Raw genomic sequence first — 16,020 nt, 5'->3', positions numbered from 1 at the left:
TGGCACCTGATCGGGGGGAAACCGGACAAATATGACGACCGATACGCCCGCCGATCAGGCCAAGCGCGCCGATACGACCGGACAGGTCAGCTATGCCATCTTCGACCAGGCGCTGTGGACGCAGTTTTCGAACGCGGCATCGGCCGAAGAGTTTGTCGGCACCTGGCTTGCCCTGCTGTGCCGCAATATCAACGGGGCGGTGTCGGCGGTTGCCGTTCTTGGCGATCCTGATACAGGCCCCTTTGCCCCCGCCGCGCATTGGCCCGAAGAGAAAACGGTTGGCCCTGCGGTCATGGCCATCGCAGAGCGCGCCCTTGGCAAACGCCAGCCGGTATTGGCGCAGGAACAGGGCGAGAATGCAATTGCCCTGCCGTTCCTGCTGGATGACCAACTGTATGGCGGCATCGCGATTACGGTCGCGGCAGACGGCATGGCGCCGGCCGAGGTGATCCGTCATTTGCGCTGGGGTGCGGGCTGGATCGAGGTGCTGCTGCGCCGCGATCAGGGTGCGTCATTTGAAAAGCTACAGGCCCGCACCGCGACGGCACTTGAGATGCTGGCGACCGTGCTTGAGCAAAAGGGTATCAGTGGCGCAACGAATGCGCTGGTGACGGAACTGGCGCGCAGGCTTGGCTGCGATCCCGTCAGCATCGGCTTTGTGCGGCGCGGCGGTGCGCGGGTGCGCGCGGTCAGCCACGCATCGGGGTTTGGCAAGCGGCTGAGCCTGATGCGCAACATTCGCAGCGCGATGGACGAGGCGATTGATCAGGAAGCCATCGTGCTATACCCGCCGCGTGCCACCTGGGATTACCGCGTGACGCTGGCCCATGAAGAACTGGCACGCAGTCACAAGGCGGACCATGTGCTGAGCGTGCCCATTCAATACGATGGCCGGATCATTGGCGCGCTGAACCTTGAAAAACACGGCTCCGACGGGTTCGACGACGACACCGTCGAACTGGTGGACGCGGTGGCGACCATTGTCGGCCCTGTGCTTGAAGAAAAACGGCGCAATGACCGCTGGCTGGTGTTCAAAATCTTCGAGGTGCTGGGCAACCAGTTGAAAAGCCTGCTTGGCCCCAGCAACTTTGGCTACAAGCTGTCCACGGTTATCTTTGTCGCGCTGGTCTGGTATTTCTACACCGCGACAACAACCTTCACGATCACTGCACCGGCAGCGATACAGGGGTCGGTTCAGCGTACGATCGTGGCGCCGTTCAACGGCTATCTGGCCGATGAAATGGTGCAGGCCGGGGCGCTGGTGGAAAAAGGACAGGTGCTGGCCCGGCTGGATGACCGCGATCTTGCACTCGAACGGCTGCGTCTGGTGACATCGCGCGGGCAACGGCAGGCGGAATATGATCAGGCGCTGGCCGACCGTGAACGGGCACAGGCCAATATCATCGAAACCCAGATCCGCCAGATCGAAAGCCAGATAGCGCTGGTCGACGAACAGATTGCGCGTACCGAGGTCAAGGCGCCGTTTTCGGGCGTGGTGGTGTCGGGGGACCTGAGCCAATCCATTGGCGCGACGGTCGAGCGCGGCGAGCAATTGTTCCAGATTGCGCCGCTGGATGCCTACCGCGTGGTAATGGAAGTGGACGAAGGCGATCTGTCTGAAATCGAAGCGGGCCAGACCGGTCTGTTGCGCGTGTCGTCGCTGCCCGATGTGCCACTGGCTTACCGGGTCGACCGGATCACCCCGATTTCGGCGCAGGCGGACGGGCGCAATTTCTTTCGTGTGGATGCCACGCTGCTGGACAGTGATCCGCGTTTGCGCCCCAGCATGGAGGGCGTCGCACGCACCGATATCGACGAGCGCCTGCTGATCCAGGTCTGGACTCGTCCGCTGATAAACTGGGCAAAACTGGCCTTCTGGCGCTGGAGGCCCTGAGCCGATGTCCAGCAAGTATCTTTCGCAGAACTGGTATCGCGTCGCACATCTGAAACCACGATTGCGCCGCCATGCGTCGTTGCACCGGACCCGCTATCGCGGCCAGCTTTGGTATGTGCTTCAGGACCGGACGTCGGGACGGTTTCACCGGTTCTCGCCCTCTAGTTACCGCATCACGTCGATGCTGGATGGCAACCGGACGATGCAGGAAATCTGGGACACCACCACCGAACAGCTGGACGACGAGACGCTGACGCAAGACGAAGTGATCCGCATGATCGGCCAGCTTCACTCTGCCGATGTTCTGTTTGGCGACCTGCCCCCCGACATCGAAGAAATTGCAGATCGCGGGGACCGCACGCGCCGACGGATGCTGATGGCCAGCTTTATGAACCCGCTGGCCTTGCGATTGCCGGTCTTTGACCCGGACGATTTTGTCACCGCAACCATGCCGCTGGTGCGGCCGCTGATCTCGTGGTTTGGCGCGCTGCTGTGGATGTGCATTGTCGGCTATGGCGGATTTCTTGCCCTGTCGCATTGGGGCGAGCTGACTGAGAACGTTTTTGACCGGGTGCTGACCGCTCAAAATCTCGGACTGCTGGTGCTGTGCTATATCTGCGTCAAGGCGGTGCACGAGCTGGGCCACGCCTATGTCGTCAAACGATGGGGGGGCGAGATTCACGAGATCGGGTTGATGTTCCTTGTGTTCATGCCTGTGCCTTATGTGGATGCCTCGGATTCGATCAGCTTTCCCAGCAAGTGGCAGCGTGCGCTTGTGGGGGCGGCGGGCATTCTGGTGGAATGTCTGCTGGCGTCGATTGCAATGATCGTCTGGGTCGGTGCCGAAGACGGGTTTGTGCGGGCCTTTGCGTTCAACGTCATGCTGATCGGGGGCATTTCGACGATTTTGTTCAACGGCAACCCGCTGCTGAAGTTCGACGGGTACTATGTGATGTCGGACATCATCGAGATCCCCAACCTTGCACAGCGGTCGAAAAACTATCTGGGCTATCTGGTCAAACGCTATGGCTTCGGGATGAAGCTGAAGGACTCGCCCGCCAACAGTTTCGGTGAATCTGTCTGGTTTGTATTCTATGCGGTTGGGGCCTTTGTTTACCGGCTGTTCATCACCTTTGCGATTGTGCTGTTCGTCAGCACAAAGTTCTTCTTTCTTGGCGTCATCATGGCGATCTGGGCGCTGGTACTGATGTTCGGCTGGCCACTTGCCAAACAAATCTGGTTCCTGATTGCGAACCCGGGATTGCGGCGGCACCGTGGCCGCGCCTTTGCAGTCACCGGCGGGGTGCTGGCGCTGGTTCTGGGCGGCCTTTTTGCCGTGCCGTTGCCCCATGCAACCATCGCAGAGGGGGTCATTTGGGTGTCGGGCGAACGTATCGTTCACAGCGAGGCCGACGGGATCATCACCGAGATTGCCGCGCAACCCAACGGTCAGGTCGAACCGGGCACGGCGCTTGTGCGGCTGGATGATCCGCTGGTCGGGGCACGGGTCAGGATGCTGGACGGATATATGGAAGAGCTGCGCCGCCGTCTGGTTGCGCAAAGCTTTACCGACCGCTCGGCAGCCCGCGTATTGCAAGAAGAACTGCGTGCCGCCGAAGGGGACAAGCAGTTGACCGAACGCAGGCTGGAAAATCTTACAGTGCGGTCCAGCGCAGAGGGCACATTGATTATTCCCGGCGGTGAAGAGATTTTGGGGCGATTCGTACACAAGGGTGATGTAATCGCCTATGTGACCGATTTTACGAATCCTCTGATCCGCGTGATTGTTCCAGAAGAGCATAGTGACCTGGTACGCAGCGAAACCCCTGCGATTAGTCTGCGTTTTGCATCCGAACCCGATAGAATTTTACCGGCAAGAATTACCCGCGAAGTGCCTGCGATGTCTGCAACTTTGCCCAACATGGCTTTGTCGACCGAGGGTGGCGGTAGGGTTGTCATGGACCCGACCGCGACGCGGCAGCGCTTGGCCCTGTCAAAACTTCTTCATATTGACGTCAGTCTGGCCGAAGGGACTACATTTAGATATCTGGGAGAAAGGGTCTATGTCCGCTTCGATCACGCAGATGAACCTCTCGCCCGTCAGATTTACCGGGCCGCACGACAGGTGTTCTTGCGCAACTTTGATCTGTGACAAAATAGGGGCGTAGATCTGACCTAAACGCCTCATTTACAACGCAATTGCTGTGTTGCATGGTTACTCTACGTCAAACTGCTAACTCATTCATTCTTGAGGGAGAATTTCATGACTCAGCTGCTATTTTACGAAAATGCCACGCCTGTAAGTGCAGAGCGACATAAGAAGACATCGGTCAAAACCGGGGCCAATTACAAGTTTGCCCAGAACGTCAATTCGGTCCCGCTGACGGCGATCGAATTCGGACAGGCATCGATCGAATATCCGATTGTGTTCACCGGCAACGAAAAGTCCGTCATGCCCTGCGCGATCCTTGGGGCCACGGCCACCAAGAACCTGTTTGTTCAGGAAGATGGAAGCTGGGGCGGCAAATATGTGCCCGCGTTTGTACGCCGCTATCCGTTTGTGTTTTCGCACGACGAAGGCAGCAAGAACCTGATCCTGCACATCGACGAAAAATACGAAGGTGTGAACAAGAAGGACCTTGGCGAGCGGCTGTTTGATTCCGAAGGCAGCCAGACACAGTATCTGAAGAACGTTCTGGCATTCCTTCAGGATTATCAACAGCGTTTCCAACGCACGCAGATTTTCTGCAAACGCCTGCTTGAGCTTGAGTTGCTGCGTCCGATGGAAGCGCAGTTCAGCATGCCTTCGGGACAGCGTCAGTCGTTGTCGGGGTTCCTGACCGTCGATCGTGACAAGCTTAAGGAAGTGTCGGACGAGGATCTGGGCAAGATGCTGCGCTCGGAAGAGCTTGAGTGCATCTATCTGCACCTCGCGTCGCTGCGCCACTTCGGGTCTATTGCTGAACGCTATTCGGCAGATGACGCGGGTGGGGCCAAGGAAACCGCAACACCTGCGCCCGAAGTCCTAGCCGACGCAGACGCGGGCACCGACGCCAAAGAGGTCCCGCAACCAACGGATGCTTAACCTGGATGCGGGGACGCATTTTGCAGCGCGCGCCATTCATCCGGATGGCGCGCAGACACTTTCAAAAGTCGTGCTGTATCCCGAACGCGAGGAGCCGCGCCACCATTGGCTTGATCCGGCAGAGAATGTTGTCCGGTTTGTCGGCGACCGGCTGAACGCACCGTTCCTGAAGCTGCGGCTTCGGTGGTTGCTGCGTCGTGTGCTGGTCAAATCCGGCGCAATTGCCGCGCTGAACGATGACGGGCTGTCGCTGCGGTTGCAGCTGTGCCGCCGTGCGATCCGGCGCAATGGCCTGACCGACGCCGAGGTGGCCGAAGCCTTTGCCCTGATCCGCGAACTGTCACGCCGCACATTGGGGTTGTATCACCACAAGGTGCAGCTTTTGGGTGCGTTGGCGATGATCCGTGGGTCGGTCGCCGAAATGGAGACAGGCGAGGGCAAGACCCTGACCGCAACGCTGGCCGCAGGCACGGCTGCGCTGGCCGGTCAACCTGTGCATATCATCACCGTAAATGACTATCTGGCCGCCCGCGATGCGGCAACGATGCGCCCGCTGTATGAACGTCTGGGGCTGACGGTCGGGGTGATCGAACATGAGGTCACGCCGTCTCAACGTCCTGCGGTCTACAATTGCGACATTGTATATGCGTCAAACAAGGAAATTGCTTTTGACTATCTGCGCGACCGCGTGCGGCTGGGTGGGCCACCACGCAATGCGCAGCTCAAGCTGCAACGGTTCTTGTTGCCCGCGTCAGAGGCGTCAGGCCTGGTGATGCGCGGTCTGACATTTGCCATCGTCGACGAGGCCGACAGCGTGCTGATTGACGAGGCGCGCACGCCACTGATCCTGTCGCGCGAGACCGACGCCGAGGCCGAACGGATCTGGGCAGAAACGGCACATACGCTCGCCCGCGGTCTGTTCGAAGACAAGGATTACACCATTGATCGCGACGAACAGCTGATCGAACTCACCGCGCGCGGCAAGAAAACCCTGGAGCGGATGGGCAATTATCGGGGCGGCATCTGGAGAAACCGCATCCGGCGCGAACAGGCCGTGACACAGACCCTTGCCGCACTGTTTCTGTACAAGAACGGCGAGGAATATATCATTAAGGATGGCAAGGTTGTGATTGTCGACGAACATACGGGCCGCGTCATGGACGAACGGTCGTGGAATGATGGCATTCATCAGCTGGTCGAGGTCAAGGAAGGTGTCGAGGTCACGCCGCGCAAGGATGTGCTTGCCCGTATGACCTATCAACGGTTTTTCCGCCGCTATCGCACGCTTGCCGGCATGACTGGCACCGCGCGCGAGGTCACGGCAGAGCTGAACGCTGTCTATCGTCTGAATGTTGTCCGCATCCCCACCAACGCCCGGTCGCGCCGCCGTCGTCTGGCGCCGCGTGTCTTTGCGAATGAAGACCGTAAATGGACGCGTGTGATCGACCGGACCCGTACCTTGCACGCAGCGGGGCGTCCGGTGTTGATTGGTGCGCGCACCGTTGCCGCGTCAGAAGAGGCATCTGCACGATTGACGGCTGCGGGACTGTCACATGCGGTACTGAACGCACGTCTGGATGCCGAAGAGGCCGAGATTGTCGCCCGCGCCGGCCAACCGGGGAGCATCACCGTAGCCACCAACATGGCGGGGCGCGGGGTTGATATCGAACTGGGCCCCGGCGTGTCCGACAGCGGCGGCCTGCATGTGATCCTGACCGAACGCCACGATTCCAAACGCATCGACCGCCAGCTTGAGGGGCGGACCGCACGGCGGGGCGAGCCGGGATCAAGCGAGGCGATCCTGTCGCTGGACGATCCCTTGCTCGTGCGCATCCGCCGCCCCGTCTTGTCGCGCCTCGCACTGGTGCCGGGCTTTCCAGGCCGTTTGGCCGCGCGGGTGCTGTTCCGCACGGCACAAAAACGCGCCGAAAAAACCCATGCCCGCGCCCGTCGCATTCTGCTGGATCAGGACCGGCGGATGGGTATTATGCTTGCCTTTTCGGGCAAACCTGAATGACTTGCTCTCAAGGAGACCGCGAGATGTTGCGCCGTATTCATTCCATTCTGTTGGCCCTGCCACTGCTGGCCCCGGTCGCCGCGCAGGCGCAAAGCGTCGATTGCGTGATCGTGCCTGCGGTCACGGTACGGCTGGGCGCACCTGTGTCCGGTTTGATCGAACGTGTTTCGGTGGAACAGGGCGATATCGTGAAAGCCGGTCAGATTGTCGCTACTTTGCGCGCCGATGTGGAGCGCACGGCGATCGAGGTGCTGGCCTTGCAAGCCGGAAGCACCGCCGAAATCGAGGCGCAGAAGTCGCGTTTGGTGCTGGCGGAAAAGCGGCTGGAACGTGTGCGCACATTGGTCGAGGGCGCATTGACACCGCAAGAGCAACTGGACACCGCCGAAGCCGAGACCGAAGTGATCAAGCGCGAACTTGCCATCGCCGAGATGCGCCAACAGGTGGCGGGTCTGGAGTTGTCGCGTGCGCGCCAGCAGCTTGAACAACGCCAGATTATCAGCCCGGTTGACGGGGTCGTGGTAAACCGGGTTTTGTTCGACGGAGAATTCCTGGCGCAAGACGGCTATGTTGTGACCATCGCCCAGATCAACCCGCTAAAGGTCGAGGCCTATCTACCTGTTTCGCTGTTTCGCGACGTCGCGGTTGGGGATGTGCTGACAGTACGCCCGGGCCCACCCGTCGAAGGTGCTTTCGAGGTGCCTATCGACGTTGTCGAGCGCGTCTTTGATGCGGCCTCTGGCACCTTTGGCATCAGGTTGCATCTGGAAAATCCAGATCTTGCAATCCCAGCGGGGCACCGCTGCGAACTTGACCTTCCGCCCGGAGGCTGAAACGGCGTTGCCGAAGGGAAAGACACAGCAAAAGTCGCACTTCAAGGTAGCGCGCGCCCTCGATCACGCGCTTGCGAAGCTCATGATGTTTGATCAGTTTGCGCTCCCGAGTACGACGTTCCGCTTGCATCAGGTGGGCGGCGGCACCGTAATAGCCGTCACATCCTGGCATGCTTTCATCCGCGAAATGATTGCGCTTCAGTTCGCGGAATATCGTTGATCTGCAGCGCTTCAGAACGCGCGCCATCTCATCGACAGGGACCTTTGCGTACCTCCAGCGTTCTATCTTACGTCGTTCTGTGATACTCAGTTGCTTGTAAACGGCTCCCATACCGATTCCTCTCGTTAGATAAACTACTGTTTTCTAACAAGAGTCGCAGTTGAGGGTAGCGCTCGCCAGATGTGAACTCACGGTGAAGTGCAGTTCTTGATATCTCGTTTTACTCCAACCGGTTCTGTATTTCCATCAGGTTGCTTTCAAAGACCTCAGCGGGCGTCCGGTAGCCAAGGCACTTGCGCGGCGTTGCGTTGAGGCGGTGGCAAATCGACCTCAAATATCGATTTGTCAGCGCCGTCGGTGCGGTTGATCTTGGCAGGTATCGGCGCAGCCTGTTGTTCGTATTCTCAACAGTGCCTTTCTGATAGGGCGCTTGCGGGTCACAGAACCAGGCATCCGCACCGATCCCGGCCTTGAGATGCTTCCATGCCGAAAACTCGGTGCCGCGATCAAAAGTGATCGACTGGCGCGCGTCGGCGGGCAGGGGAGCCAACCCGTTGATCAGGGACTCCATGATCGGTTTGGATTGGCGATCTTCATTACGCATCACGACGGCATAGCGGCTGACGCGCTCGACCAGTGACGTCACGTTTACCTTCCCATGCTCCTTGCGGAACATCATCAAGTCGCACTCCCAATGGCCGAATTCCAGGCGTTCTGAGACGCGCTCAGGCCTGTGTGACAGGCTTTGAACGTCGAATATGTGGGTTCTGTTGTGCCTGCGGTAACCACGCGGCCGGCGGCGACGGCGATGCTCAGGGAGATGGCGGTAGAACTGTTCCTCGCGACCGTCTTTGGAATAGGCAAAGCGATAGATCGTCTCGTGGCTCACGCGGATCGGGTGCCGTTCGAGCCGCATCCGGCCGGCGATCTGTTCGGGGGACCAGCCAGCCTTCAGGCGGTCTTCGATCGCGGCTTTCAAATCAGGGTGAATGATCATCTTGCGATGGATCGCGCGGCGCTGCTCATATTTGTCCTGAGCGACGAGCGCGTGATACCCGTTTAGCTCAGGAAGTTCGTCGTCCGTGTACCGATTACGCTTAATGTCTCGGTAGATCGTGGACGGGTCGCGACCCAGTCGATCCGCGATCTCTGAAATCGGCATTTTGCCTTCAAGCCACTTTGCAAGCTTGCGACGTTCGTCCAGCTTCAGGTGACAGTAGTGGGTTCCCATTCTTCATCCTCCGTGCAACTCTCTGTTTTAGTAAAGAATTTGCACTTCGTTTGTGAATCCACCAGACTGTAAGTCTGATACTGATAATCTTCATTATGTAAAATTAATCACACCAGGACACGGACGACACGCCTGCAAACGCCTCACCCGGCGCGCGGCATCGCATTGTTGCGTCGCAGTCGTTTTTGCGCAGCGATCCGAAATGCCGCATTGGGTGCGCCGTAACTGTCATAGCCGGCGCGGCGTTCGAGGATTTCGATGAACATCCCACCGGCAAAGGGCTTCGAGTACAGCTGGAAAAACGCGCCGTTGTCGTCCTGATCATACAGGATGTTCAGGCGGCGCATATCGGCCAGAACCGCGGGATCAATGTCGAAACGCGCGGCAAGGTCGGCGTAATAGTTTTCCGGCAGCGGCAGGCTTTCAAATCCGACCTCCCCCAGCGCCACGGCGGTGGCAAAAATATCGTCGGTGGCCAGCGCCACATGCTGCACCGGCGCGCCAAAGCTGTCGGCCAGAAAGGCACCAGCAAAGGTGCGATGCGACTCGGCACCGTTCAGCGTGATGCGGAAGGTGCCATCCGGTGTCGAAAGGGCCTGACTGCGCACAAGCCCGTCAGGGTCGGTGACGTCAAACATCGGCGCCTTGTTCATGTCGAAAAGCGAGGTATAAAACAGCGACCAGCTGAGCATCTCGTCATAGGTCATGGTCTGCGCGATATGGTCGACCCGGGTCAGGCCAACCCCCGGCGCGGGCTGTTGCGTGGCGGTAAATTCCGACGTCCAGACATCGGCGGCGCTGTCGGTTTCGTCCATGAAATGCAGCACGCTGCCGCCCAGACCGCGGATCGCGGGAATGTCGGTCTGGCTGGGACTCAGCGGCTGTGCAAAGGGTTCGGCCCCCAATGCACGGGCGCGTTTTACCGTATTGCCAGCCGATCCAACGGCAAGCCCGATGTCGTAAATGCAGGTGCCATGAAGGTTGTAGATCGACGCCGCCAGATCAGTCGTTTCGCTATTTATCAGAATGCGGATGTCACCCTGTTGCCAAAGCGTCAGACGTTTTGACACATGATGGCCGACCTTGGTGAACCCCAGGCTTTGCAGCAAGGTTGCCAACGCTTCGGCATCCGCCCCCTGCGACGCAAATTCGATAAAGGACATGCCGCCAACCGCCGTGCGCGCGGGAAAGCTGGCAAGGTCTTTGGCGCAATCGGGTTCGGCGCGGCGGACATCGTCCATCAGAGCAATCAGCGACCGGTAACCGTCGCGGGCGACGTTGCCCGGCATTCCACCGCGAAACTGGTCGTTGAAAATTTCAAGGCTGACCGGCCCCGTGTACCCCGTCGCCATCACGGCGCGGGTGAAGGCGGTGACATCAAGATCGCCCTCGCCGGGCATGTTGCGGAAATGGCGGGACCAATAGAGCAGGTCCATGTCGATGCGGGGCGCGTCGGCAAGCTGCATGAAAAAGATCCGGTCGCCCGGAATGCGGCGCAGGGATTCCGGGTCAATGCCACGCGCAAGGGTGTGAAAACTGTCAACAATCAGACCGATGTTGGGATGGTCCGCGCGGCGCACGATTTCCCAGGCGTCGCGGTGGTCGTTCACATGCCGCCCCCATGCCAGCGCTTCATAGCCGACGCGGATGCCCCGCTGGGCCGCGATTTCACCCAGCTCCGCAAAATCCGCGGCCGCACGGTCGATGCCGCCCAATGCCTCGGGGTGGCAGGACGCGCAGAACAGCACCAAATTGGTGCCCAGCTCTGCCATCACGTCGAACTTGCGCCGCGCGCGGTCAAAGGCTTTGGTGCGCAACGCGCCCGGAAGGCCCTCAAAGTCGCGAAAGGGCTGGAACAGCGTGATTTCCAGCCCGTGATCGCGGATCATCGCACCCACATCGCGGGGGCTGCCCGCGTCGGTGATGAAATCCTGCTCGAAAATCTCGACTCCGTCGAAACCGGCACCCGCGATGGCCTTCAGCTTGTCTTGCAAGGTTCCGGGGACAGAGACAGTCGCGATAGAGGTTTTCATGGAGTTTTCCCGATTTGCGTGAAAGGGCCTGACGGGCGCGCGGCGCACCCCGTGTTGCGGCTTAGGGTCCAGACCCTAAGCCTCGTAGTCGTGGGCAAACTTTTGGTGACCGGCCAGATCAACGACCTGCGCGTAATCGGCATAGGAAACCGTCGGGTCTGCGTCGGGATGTCCGTTTTGCTTCAACGCGGCAAGGGCAGCCCGACTGCCGGATATCGCGCCGAAAAGCGCCGAGACCGCGTAAAGTGCAATGCTGAAACCCATCTGTTCCAGTTCGCGCTGGGTGACATTTGCGGCCTCGGTGCCATCGACCAGACTGACAACCTTTGGCCCCTCTAGGCCGCGCGCTATGGCCTCGACCTCGGCGCGGGTTTTCACGCCATCGACAAAGACCAGATCGACGCCCGTATCGCGGTAGGCACGCGCGCGGTCCAGCGCTGCGTCCAGCCCTTCGGGCTGCAAGGCGTCGGTACGGCCGATCAATACAAGGTCGGTCTGCATTTCCGCACGGATCGCCACCAGTGCCGCCAGCCGTTTCGCCGCTTCGCTGCGCGACACCAGACGCACACCCGACAGTTGGCCACAGCGTTTCGGGCTTTCCTGATCTTCCAGATGCAAAGCAGCCGCGCCTGCCATGGCATAGTCCTGAAAGGTCCGCCGCAGGTTCAGCGGCCCGCCATAGCCGGTATCGGCATCTGCAATCACCGGCAGATCACAGACCCGCACCAGTGCGCGCAGCTGTTCGGCCATTTCCGTCTGCGTCATCAGGCCAAGATCGGGTGTGCCAAGACGCGCGGCCGTCGCGCCAAGGCCGGTCATATAGACAGCCTCGAAACCGGCCTCGGCCACCAGCCGCGCGGTCAGCGGATCGCCTGCTCCGGGGGCTGCAAGGATCTGTCTGCTGTCCAGCCGCGCCCGCAGCCTCGCTGCACCTGTCAAAAGCCCTGTGGTTCTCATCTCTGTTTCCTGTCTGATGCCGGACGGGTGCCAAGGTGGCCGTCGCTCAGGGCCTTGCTGTAAACGATCTCGGTGCGGCCGATATGGGTCGCGATTGCCGCCCGGAACCCTGTCCAGTTGCCGGTTTTCAGCATGTCCAGCATGGCGCGATGTTCGGCCATCGATTCAACGCGGCGGTCGGCATAGGGCGCGGTAATGTTGGTGCGCAGCGCGGCAATACGTCCCGCCACCAGCCCGTTGGCATCGCGCAGATAGGAATTGTCGCAATGCCGGAACGCGGCATTGTGAAATTCGGTATCCAACTGGCCATAGCGCACGGCATCGTCCTGCCCCAGCGCGCTGTCCAGATCCTCGACAATCCTGCCAAGCTCTTTCAGATACGCCGCGCGGGCGACATCAAGGGCAAGGCGCACAGCCTGCACCTCAAGGATTTCACGGTAGGTACAGATCGCGGCGATATCCTCGGGCGAGGTTTCAAAGACAAAGCTGCCGCGTTTGGGACGCACAACCACCAGACCTTCGTGGGCCAGAATGGCCATTGCGTCGCGGATCGGCGTGCGCGAGACGCCAAGCTGTTCGACCAGCCGGTCATCGGTGATCTTTTCCCCCAACCGGAAGGTTCCGGCCAGAATGGCCTCGCGTATGCGCGCGGCCACGGTTTCGGCAAGAGAGGGAGCGGGGGCGATACGCGACAGGGTCATGCGCGCACCTCGGTCCGACGGCCACGCAGCCAAAGCAGGACAGGCGTGATCCAGACTATCAGCACAACCGCCGCCAGCCCTGCCGCAATGGGCCGCTCGAAAAAGCCCAGCAGGCTGGAATCGGCCTTGATCAGCGATGTGACAAAATTGCGCTCGACCAACAGGCCCATGACGATGCCCAGAATGGCGGGTGCCACGGGAAAACCGTTTTCCTCCATCAGATAGGCGAACAGCCCCAACACCAGCATGATGACAACGCCCGAGGCCGCGGAATCGATGGAATAGGCACCCACGATGCAAAAACACAGGATCGGTGCGGCCAGCGCCAGTTTCGGCACCCGCAACACCTGACTGGCCAGCGCCACAGCCAAAAGGCCAAGCGGTACAATCATGATATTGGCGATCAGGAAGGTCAGGAAGATGGCCATGATCTGATCCCCCGAGGTCAGGAACACCATCGGCCCCGGATTCAGCCCTTTGACGTACAGCACGCCGATCACGATGGCAGTGATACTGTCGCCCGGAATGCCAAAGACCATGGCGGGCACATAGGCCCCCGACAGGGCGGAATTGTTCGCAGCACAGGCCTCGACCAGCCCCGTTTCGCTGCCTTTGCCGTATTTTTCCGGCGTGCGCGAAAACCGTTTCGACACGGCGTAAGAGATCCACGACCCGATGTCCGACCCCGCGCCGGGCAGGATGCCGATAATGGTGCCAATGGTCGAGCCGCGCGCGAGGTTGGTCTTCGAACGCCACAACAACCCGCCCAGCCCCGCGAACATGCGCAGCGGGTTGCCGACCGGCACCACCGGCGGCACCGGGTCGCGGTTGACCAGCGTGCGGATCAACTCGGGGATGGCAAACATGCCGATCAGCGCAGGCACGAACGCCACACCACCCAACAGCGTGGTTGAGCCGAAGGTAAAGCGCGGAAAGCCGGCGGTTGTGTCCATGCCGATACAGGCGATCATCAACCCGAACAAAAGCGACATCAGCGATTTCAGGATCGAACCGCTGCCCAGCATAACGGCCGCCGAAAGACCCAGCAGCGCCAGCCAGAAATATTCGAACGAGGTGAAATTCAGTGAAACGATGGCCAGCTGCGGCGCGGCCACCATCAGCACAAGTGACCCAAAGATGCCCCCGATGGCCGAGGCGGTGACCGAAATCCCAAGCGCGCGTCCGACCTTGCCCTGTCGGGTCATCGCATCCAGATCGTTGATATAGGCCGCCGAGGCGGCAGTGCCGGGAATGCGCACAAGCGCTGCCGGAATATCCGAAGCAAAGATCGCCATGGCTGCCGTGGTGACAATCGCGGCAATGGCAGGCACGGGCTCCATGAAAAAGGTGATCGGCACCAGCATCGCGGTGGCCATGGTTGCCGACAGTCCGGGCACGGCCCCCACGAACAGACCAAAGGTCGCGCAGGCCAGCATGATCAGCGCCATGTTCCAAGTGAACACCAGCGGCAGTGCCGCCATCAGGTTGTCCGCCATCACAGAAACCCCTTTAGGACGCCCGACGGCAGTGGCACCTGCAAGAATCGGGTCAGCAGAAGGTGGACGGTTGTGACAAAGCCGACAGAGAAGACGATCCAGCCGGGATTGCGATAGCCCGCAGCCAGATAGATGGCGACCATCAACAGGCTGCCCCCCAGAGGAAAGCCCACCGTTTCAAATGTCAGCGCCAGCACAAAGGCCCCGCCAATCGCGACAATCGCGGCCAGCGCCCGCTCCGGGCAACGCCATCCTGCGTGCAGCGCAGCAAAGGGTGCGCCGCTTCCCAGCCCCCGAAGGGCGATGACCGCCCCCCCGATGGTACACAGGCCGCCCAGCAATATTGGAAAAGTTCCGGGCCCGACCGGTTGACCGGTAAGTTTGGGAAACCCCCAGGCCGTCACCGTGACCCAGACACCGAATACCACAAGGACCGCACCGATCGCCGTGTCATGAAACTTCATGGGTCCGCCTCCTCCCCACGGATGCTGGCGCGACGGGCAATCTTTATGATGGCCAGTCGCGCCGTTGTCTTATTCCGGCGCGAGGCCGACAGCTTTCAGTGTCTCGCCCAGCCTTGCGTCAGAGGCCTTCATGAACGCCTCGAAATCCGCGCCAGTGGTCCACTGCATTGCATAGCCGCGTTGGGCCATGAACTCTGTATAGCGTGGATCGGCCACAACGGCACCAAGCGCGGCGGTAATTTTGTCCGCCACCGCAGGATCAAGCCCCGCAGGGGCGACCAGACCGCGCCACGATCCCAATGCAAACTCATGCCCTGTCGCTTCGGTGAAGGTCGGCACATCCGGTGCGATGTCCAGACGGTCATTCGAGAACACGGCCAAGGGGCGGATCAGTCCGGCCTCCATCAACGCAGCCGCTTCGGGCAGCGATGCGGTGGCAACGGCAACGCCGCCAGCAGCCAGATCCTGAAGACCCGGCGCGGCCCCCTCGGATGGCACCCATGTGACACGGCTGGCAGGCATACCCGCTGCCATCAGCATCCCGGCCAGCGCCAGATGGTTCACCCCCCCCTGCGCCGAGCCCGAGCCTTTGATCTCGCCGTCAGAGGCCGCGTTGAGCGCGCTCAACAGATCCGCAATCGTGGCGTAATCGCTTTTGGCCTGAACGAAGATTGCGGCAGGGTCAGCGTTATACAGGCCCAATGGCGTATAGCCGGTGTAATCCAGTTCGGTCAGGCCAAGGTGATGCATGGTGCCGATTTCCAGCGTGGCAACGCCGATGGTCTGGCCGTCGGGGGCCGCATCCGCAATGCCCGCATGGCCGATCACACCAGAGCCGCCGGTGCGGTTCTGCACGGGAACCGGCACGCCGATCTGCTCTTCCAGGATCGAACCGATCATGCGGGCAGTCGCATCGGTGCCGCCACCGGCACCCCATGGCACGATCATGGTTACGGGGCCATCGGGCCAGTCTGCCGCGGCAGCCGGCAGTGCAACCGATGTCATCAGTGCGGCCACGCCTGCAAGAAAGTGCTGTCTTGTCATCTTCATGGTGGATCCTCCTCGGGGATTTGGTTTGCGCGCGCGTCT

At 60.5% G+C, this 16,020-nt stretch carries 13 protein-coding genes; 6 read left to right on the top strand and 7 right to left on the bottom strand.

Annotated features, from left to right (window positions below; translation table 11 throughout):
• Window positions 1-31 precede the first annotated feature (31 nt).
• The 6 genes from DSM107133_RS19255 (at window position 32) to DSM107133_RS19230 (ending at window position 8,049) form a co-directional block, all read left to right on the top strand.
• On the top strand, window positions 32-1,894 hold the full coding sequence (locus DSM107133_RS19255) for an HlyD family efflux transporter periplasmic adaptor subunit (protein ID WP_114295155.1): 1,863 nt from the start codon (window positions 32-34) through the stop codon (window positions 1,892-1,894).
• Between the two features lie 4 nt (window positions 1,895-1,898).
• The gene (locus DSM107133_RS19250; RefSeq protein ID WP_114295154.1) at window positions 1,899-4,046 is read left to right on the top strand and encodes a site-2 protease family protein; all 2,148 of its coding nucleotides are present in this window, start codon (window positions 1,899-1,901) and stop codon (window positions 4,044-4,046) included.
• A 111-nt stretch (window positions 4,047-4,157) separates the two neighbouring features.
• The gene (locus DSM107133_RS19245; RefSeq protein WP_114295153.1) at window positions 4,158-4,979 is read left to right on the top strand and encodes a SapC family protein; all 822 of its coding nucleotides are present in this window, start codon (window positions 4,158-4,160) and stop codon (window positions 4,977-4,979) included.
• Window positions 4,972-6,996, top strand: coding sequence for a prepilin peptidase (locus DSM107133_RS19240; protein ID WP_114295152.1), 2,025 nt, complete (start codon window positions 4,972-4,974; stop codon window positions 6,994-6,996). Before DSM107133_RS19245 ends, DSM107133_RS19240 begins: the two co-directional genes overlap by 8 nt.
• Before the next feature lie 23 nt (window positions 6,997-7,019).
• The gene (locus DSM107133_RS19235) at window positions 7,020-7,829 is read left to right on the top strand and encodes an efflux RND transporter periplasmic adaptor subunit (protein ID WP_162792150.1); all 810 of its coding nucleotides are present in this window, start codon (window positions 7,020-7,022) and stop codon (window positions 7,827-7,829) included.
• Window positions 7,807-8,049, top strand: a complete 243-nt coding sequence (locus DSM107133_RS19230) for a hypothetical protein (protein ID WP_240310658.1) — start codon at window positions 7,807-7,809, stop codon at window positions 8,047-8,049. The genes DSM107133_RS19235 and DSM107133_RS19230 overlap by 23 nt, the downstream gene beginning before the upstream one ends.
• Window positions 8,050-8,269: 220 nt before the next feature.
• Here DSM107133_RS19230 and DSM107133_RS19225 read toward each other — a convergent pair whose 3' ends face one another.
• The 7 genes from DSM107133_RS19225 to DSM107133_RS19195 form a co-directional block, all read right to left on the bottom strand.
• On the bottom strand, window positions 8,270-9,280 hold the full coding sequence (locus DSM107133_RS19225; protein WP_243253598.1) for an IS30 family transposase: 1,011 nt from the start codon (window positions 9,278-9,280) through the stop codon (window positions 8,270-8,272).
• Between the two features lie 143 nt (window positions 9,281-9,423).
• Window positions 9,424-11,313, bottom strand: a complete 1,890-nt coding sequence (locus DSM107133_RS19220; RefSeq protein WP_114295148.1) for a sugar phosphate isomerase/epimerase and 4-hydroxyphenylpyruvate domain-containing protein — start codon at window positions 11,311-11,313, stop codon at window positions 9,424-9,426.
• 75 nt (window positions 11,314-11,388) lie between these two features.
• Window positions 11,389-12,270, bottom strand: a complete 882-nt coding sequence (locus DSM107133_RS19215) for an isocitrate lyase/PEP mutase family protein (RefSeq protein WP_114295147.1) — start codon at window positions 12,268-12,270, stop codon at window positions 11,389-11,391.
• Complete coding sequence (locus DSM107133_RS19210) at window positions 12,267-12,971, bottom strand: GntR family transcriptional regulator (protein WP_114295146.1); 705 nt, start codon at window positions 12,969-12,971, stop codon at window positions 12,267-12,269. Before DSM107133_RS19210 ends, DSM107133_RS19215 begins: the two co-directional genes overlap by 4 nt.
• A complete protein-coding gene (locus tag DSM107133_RS19205; protein WP_114295145.1) occupies window positions 12,968-14,467 on the bottom strand; it encodes a tripartite tricarboxylate transporter permease in 1,500 nt (499 codons plus the stop codon). Before DSM107133_RS19205 ends, DSM107133_RS19210 begins: the two co-directional genes overlap by 4 nt.
• Window positions 14,467-14,931 (bottom strand): tripartite tricarboxylate transporter TctB family protein, encoded by a 465-nt coding sequence (locus DSM107133_RS19200; protein ID WP_114295144.1) that lies wholly within the window; start codon window positions 14,929-14,931, stop codon window positions 14,467-14,469. Before DSM107133_RS19200 ends, DSM107133_RS19205 begins: the two co-directional genes overlap by 1 nt.
• 69 nt (window positions 14,932-15,000) lie before the next feature.
• Entirely contained in the window at window positions 15,001-15,981 is a 981-nt protein-coding gene (locus DSM107133_RS19195) for a tripartite tricarboxylate transporter substrate binding protein (protein ID WP_114295143.1), read from the bottom strand.
• Window positions 15,982-16,020 lie beyond the last annotated feature (39 nt).

Source organism: Pseudosulfitobacter sp. DSM 107133, assembly GCF_022788695.1.
Classification (GTDB): Bacteria; Pseudomonadota; Alphaproteobacteria; order Rhodobacterales; family Rhodobacteraceae; genus Pseudosulfitobacter.
This window is presented reverse-complemented; position numbering and strand designations above follow the sequence as displayed.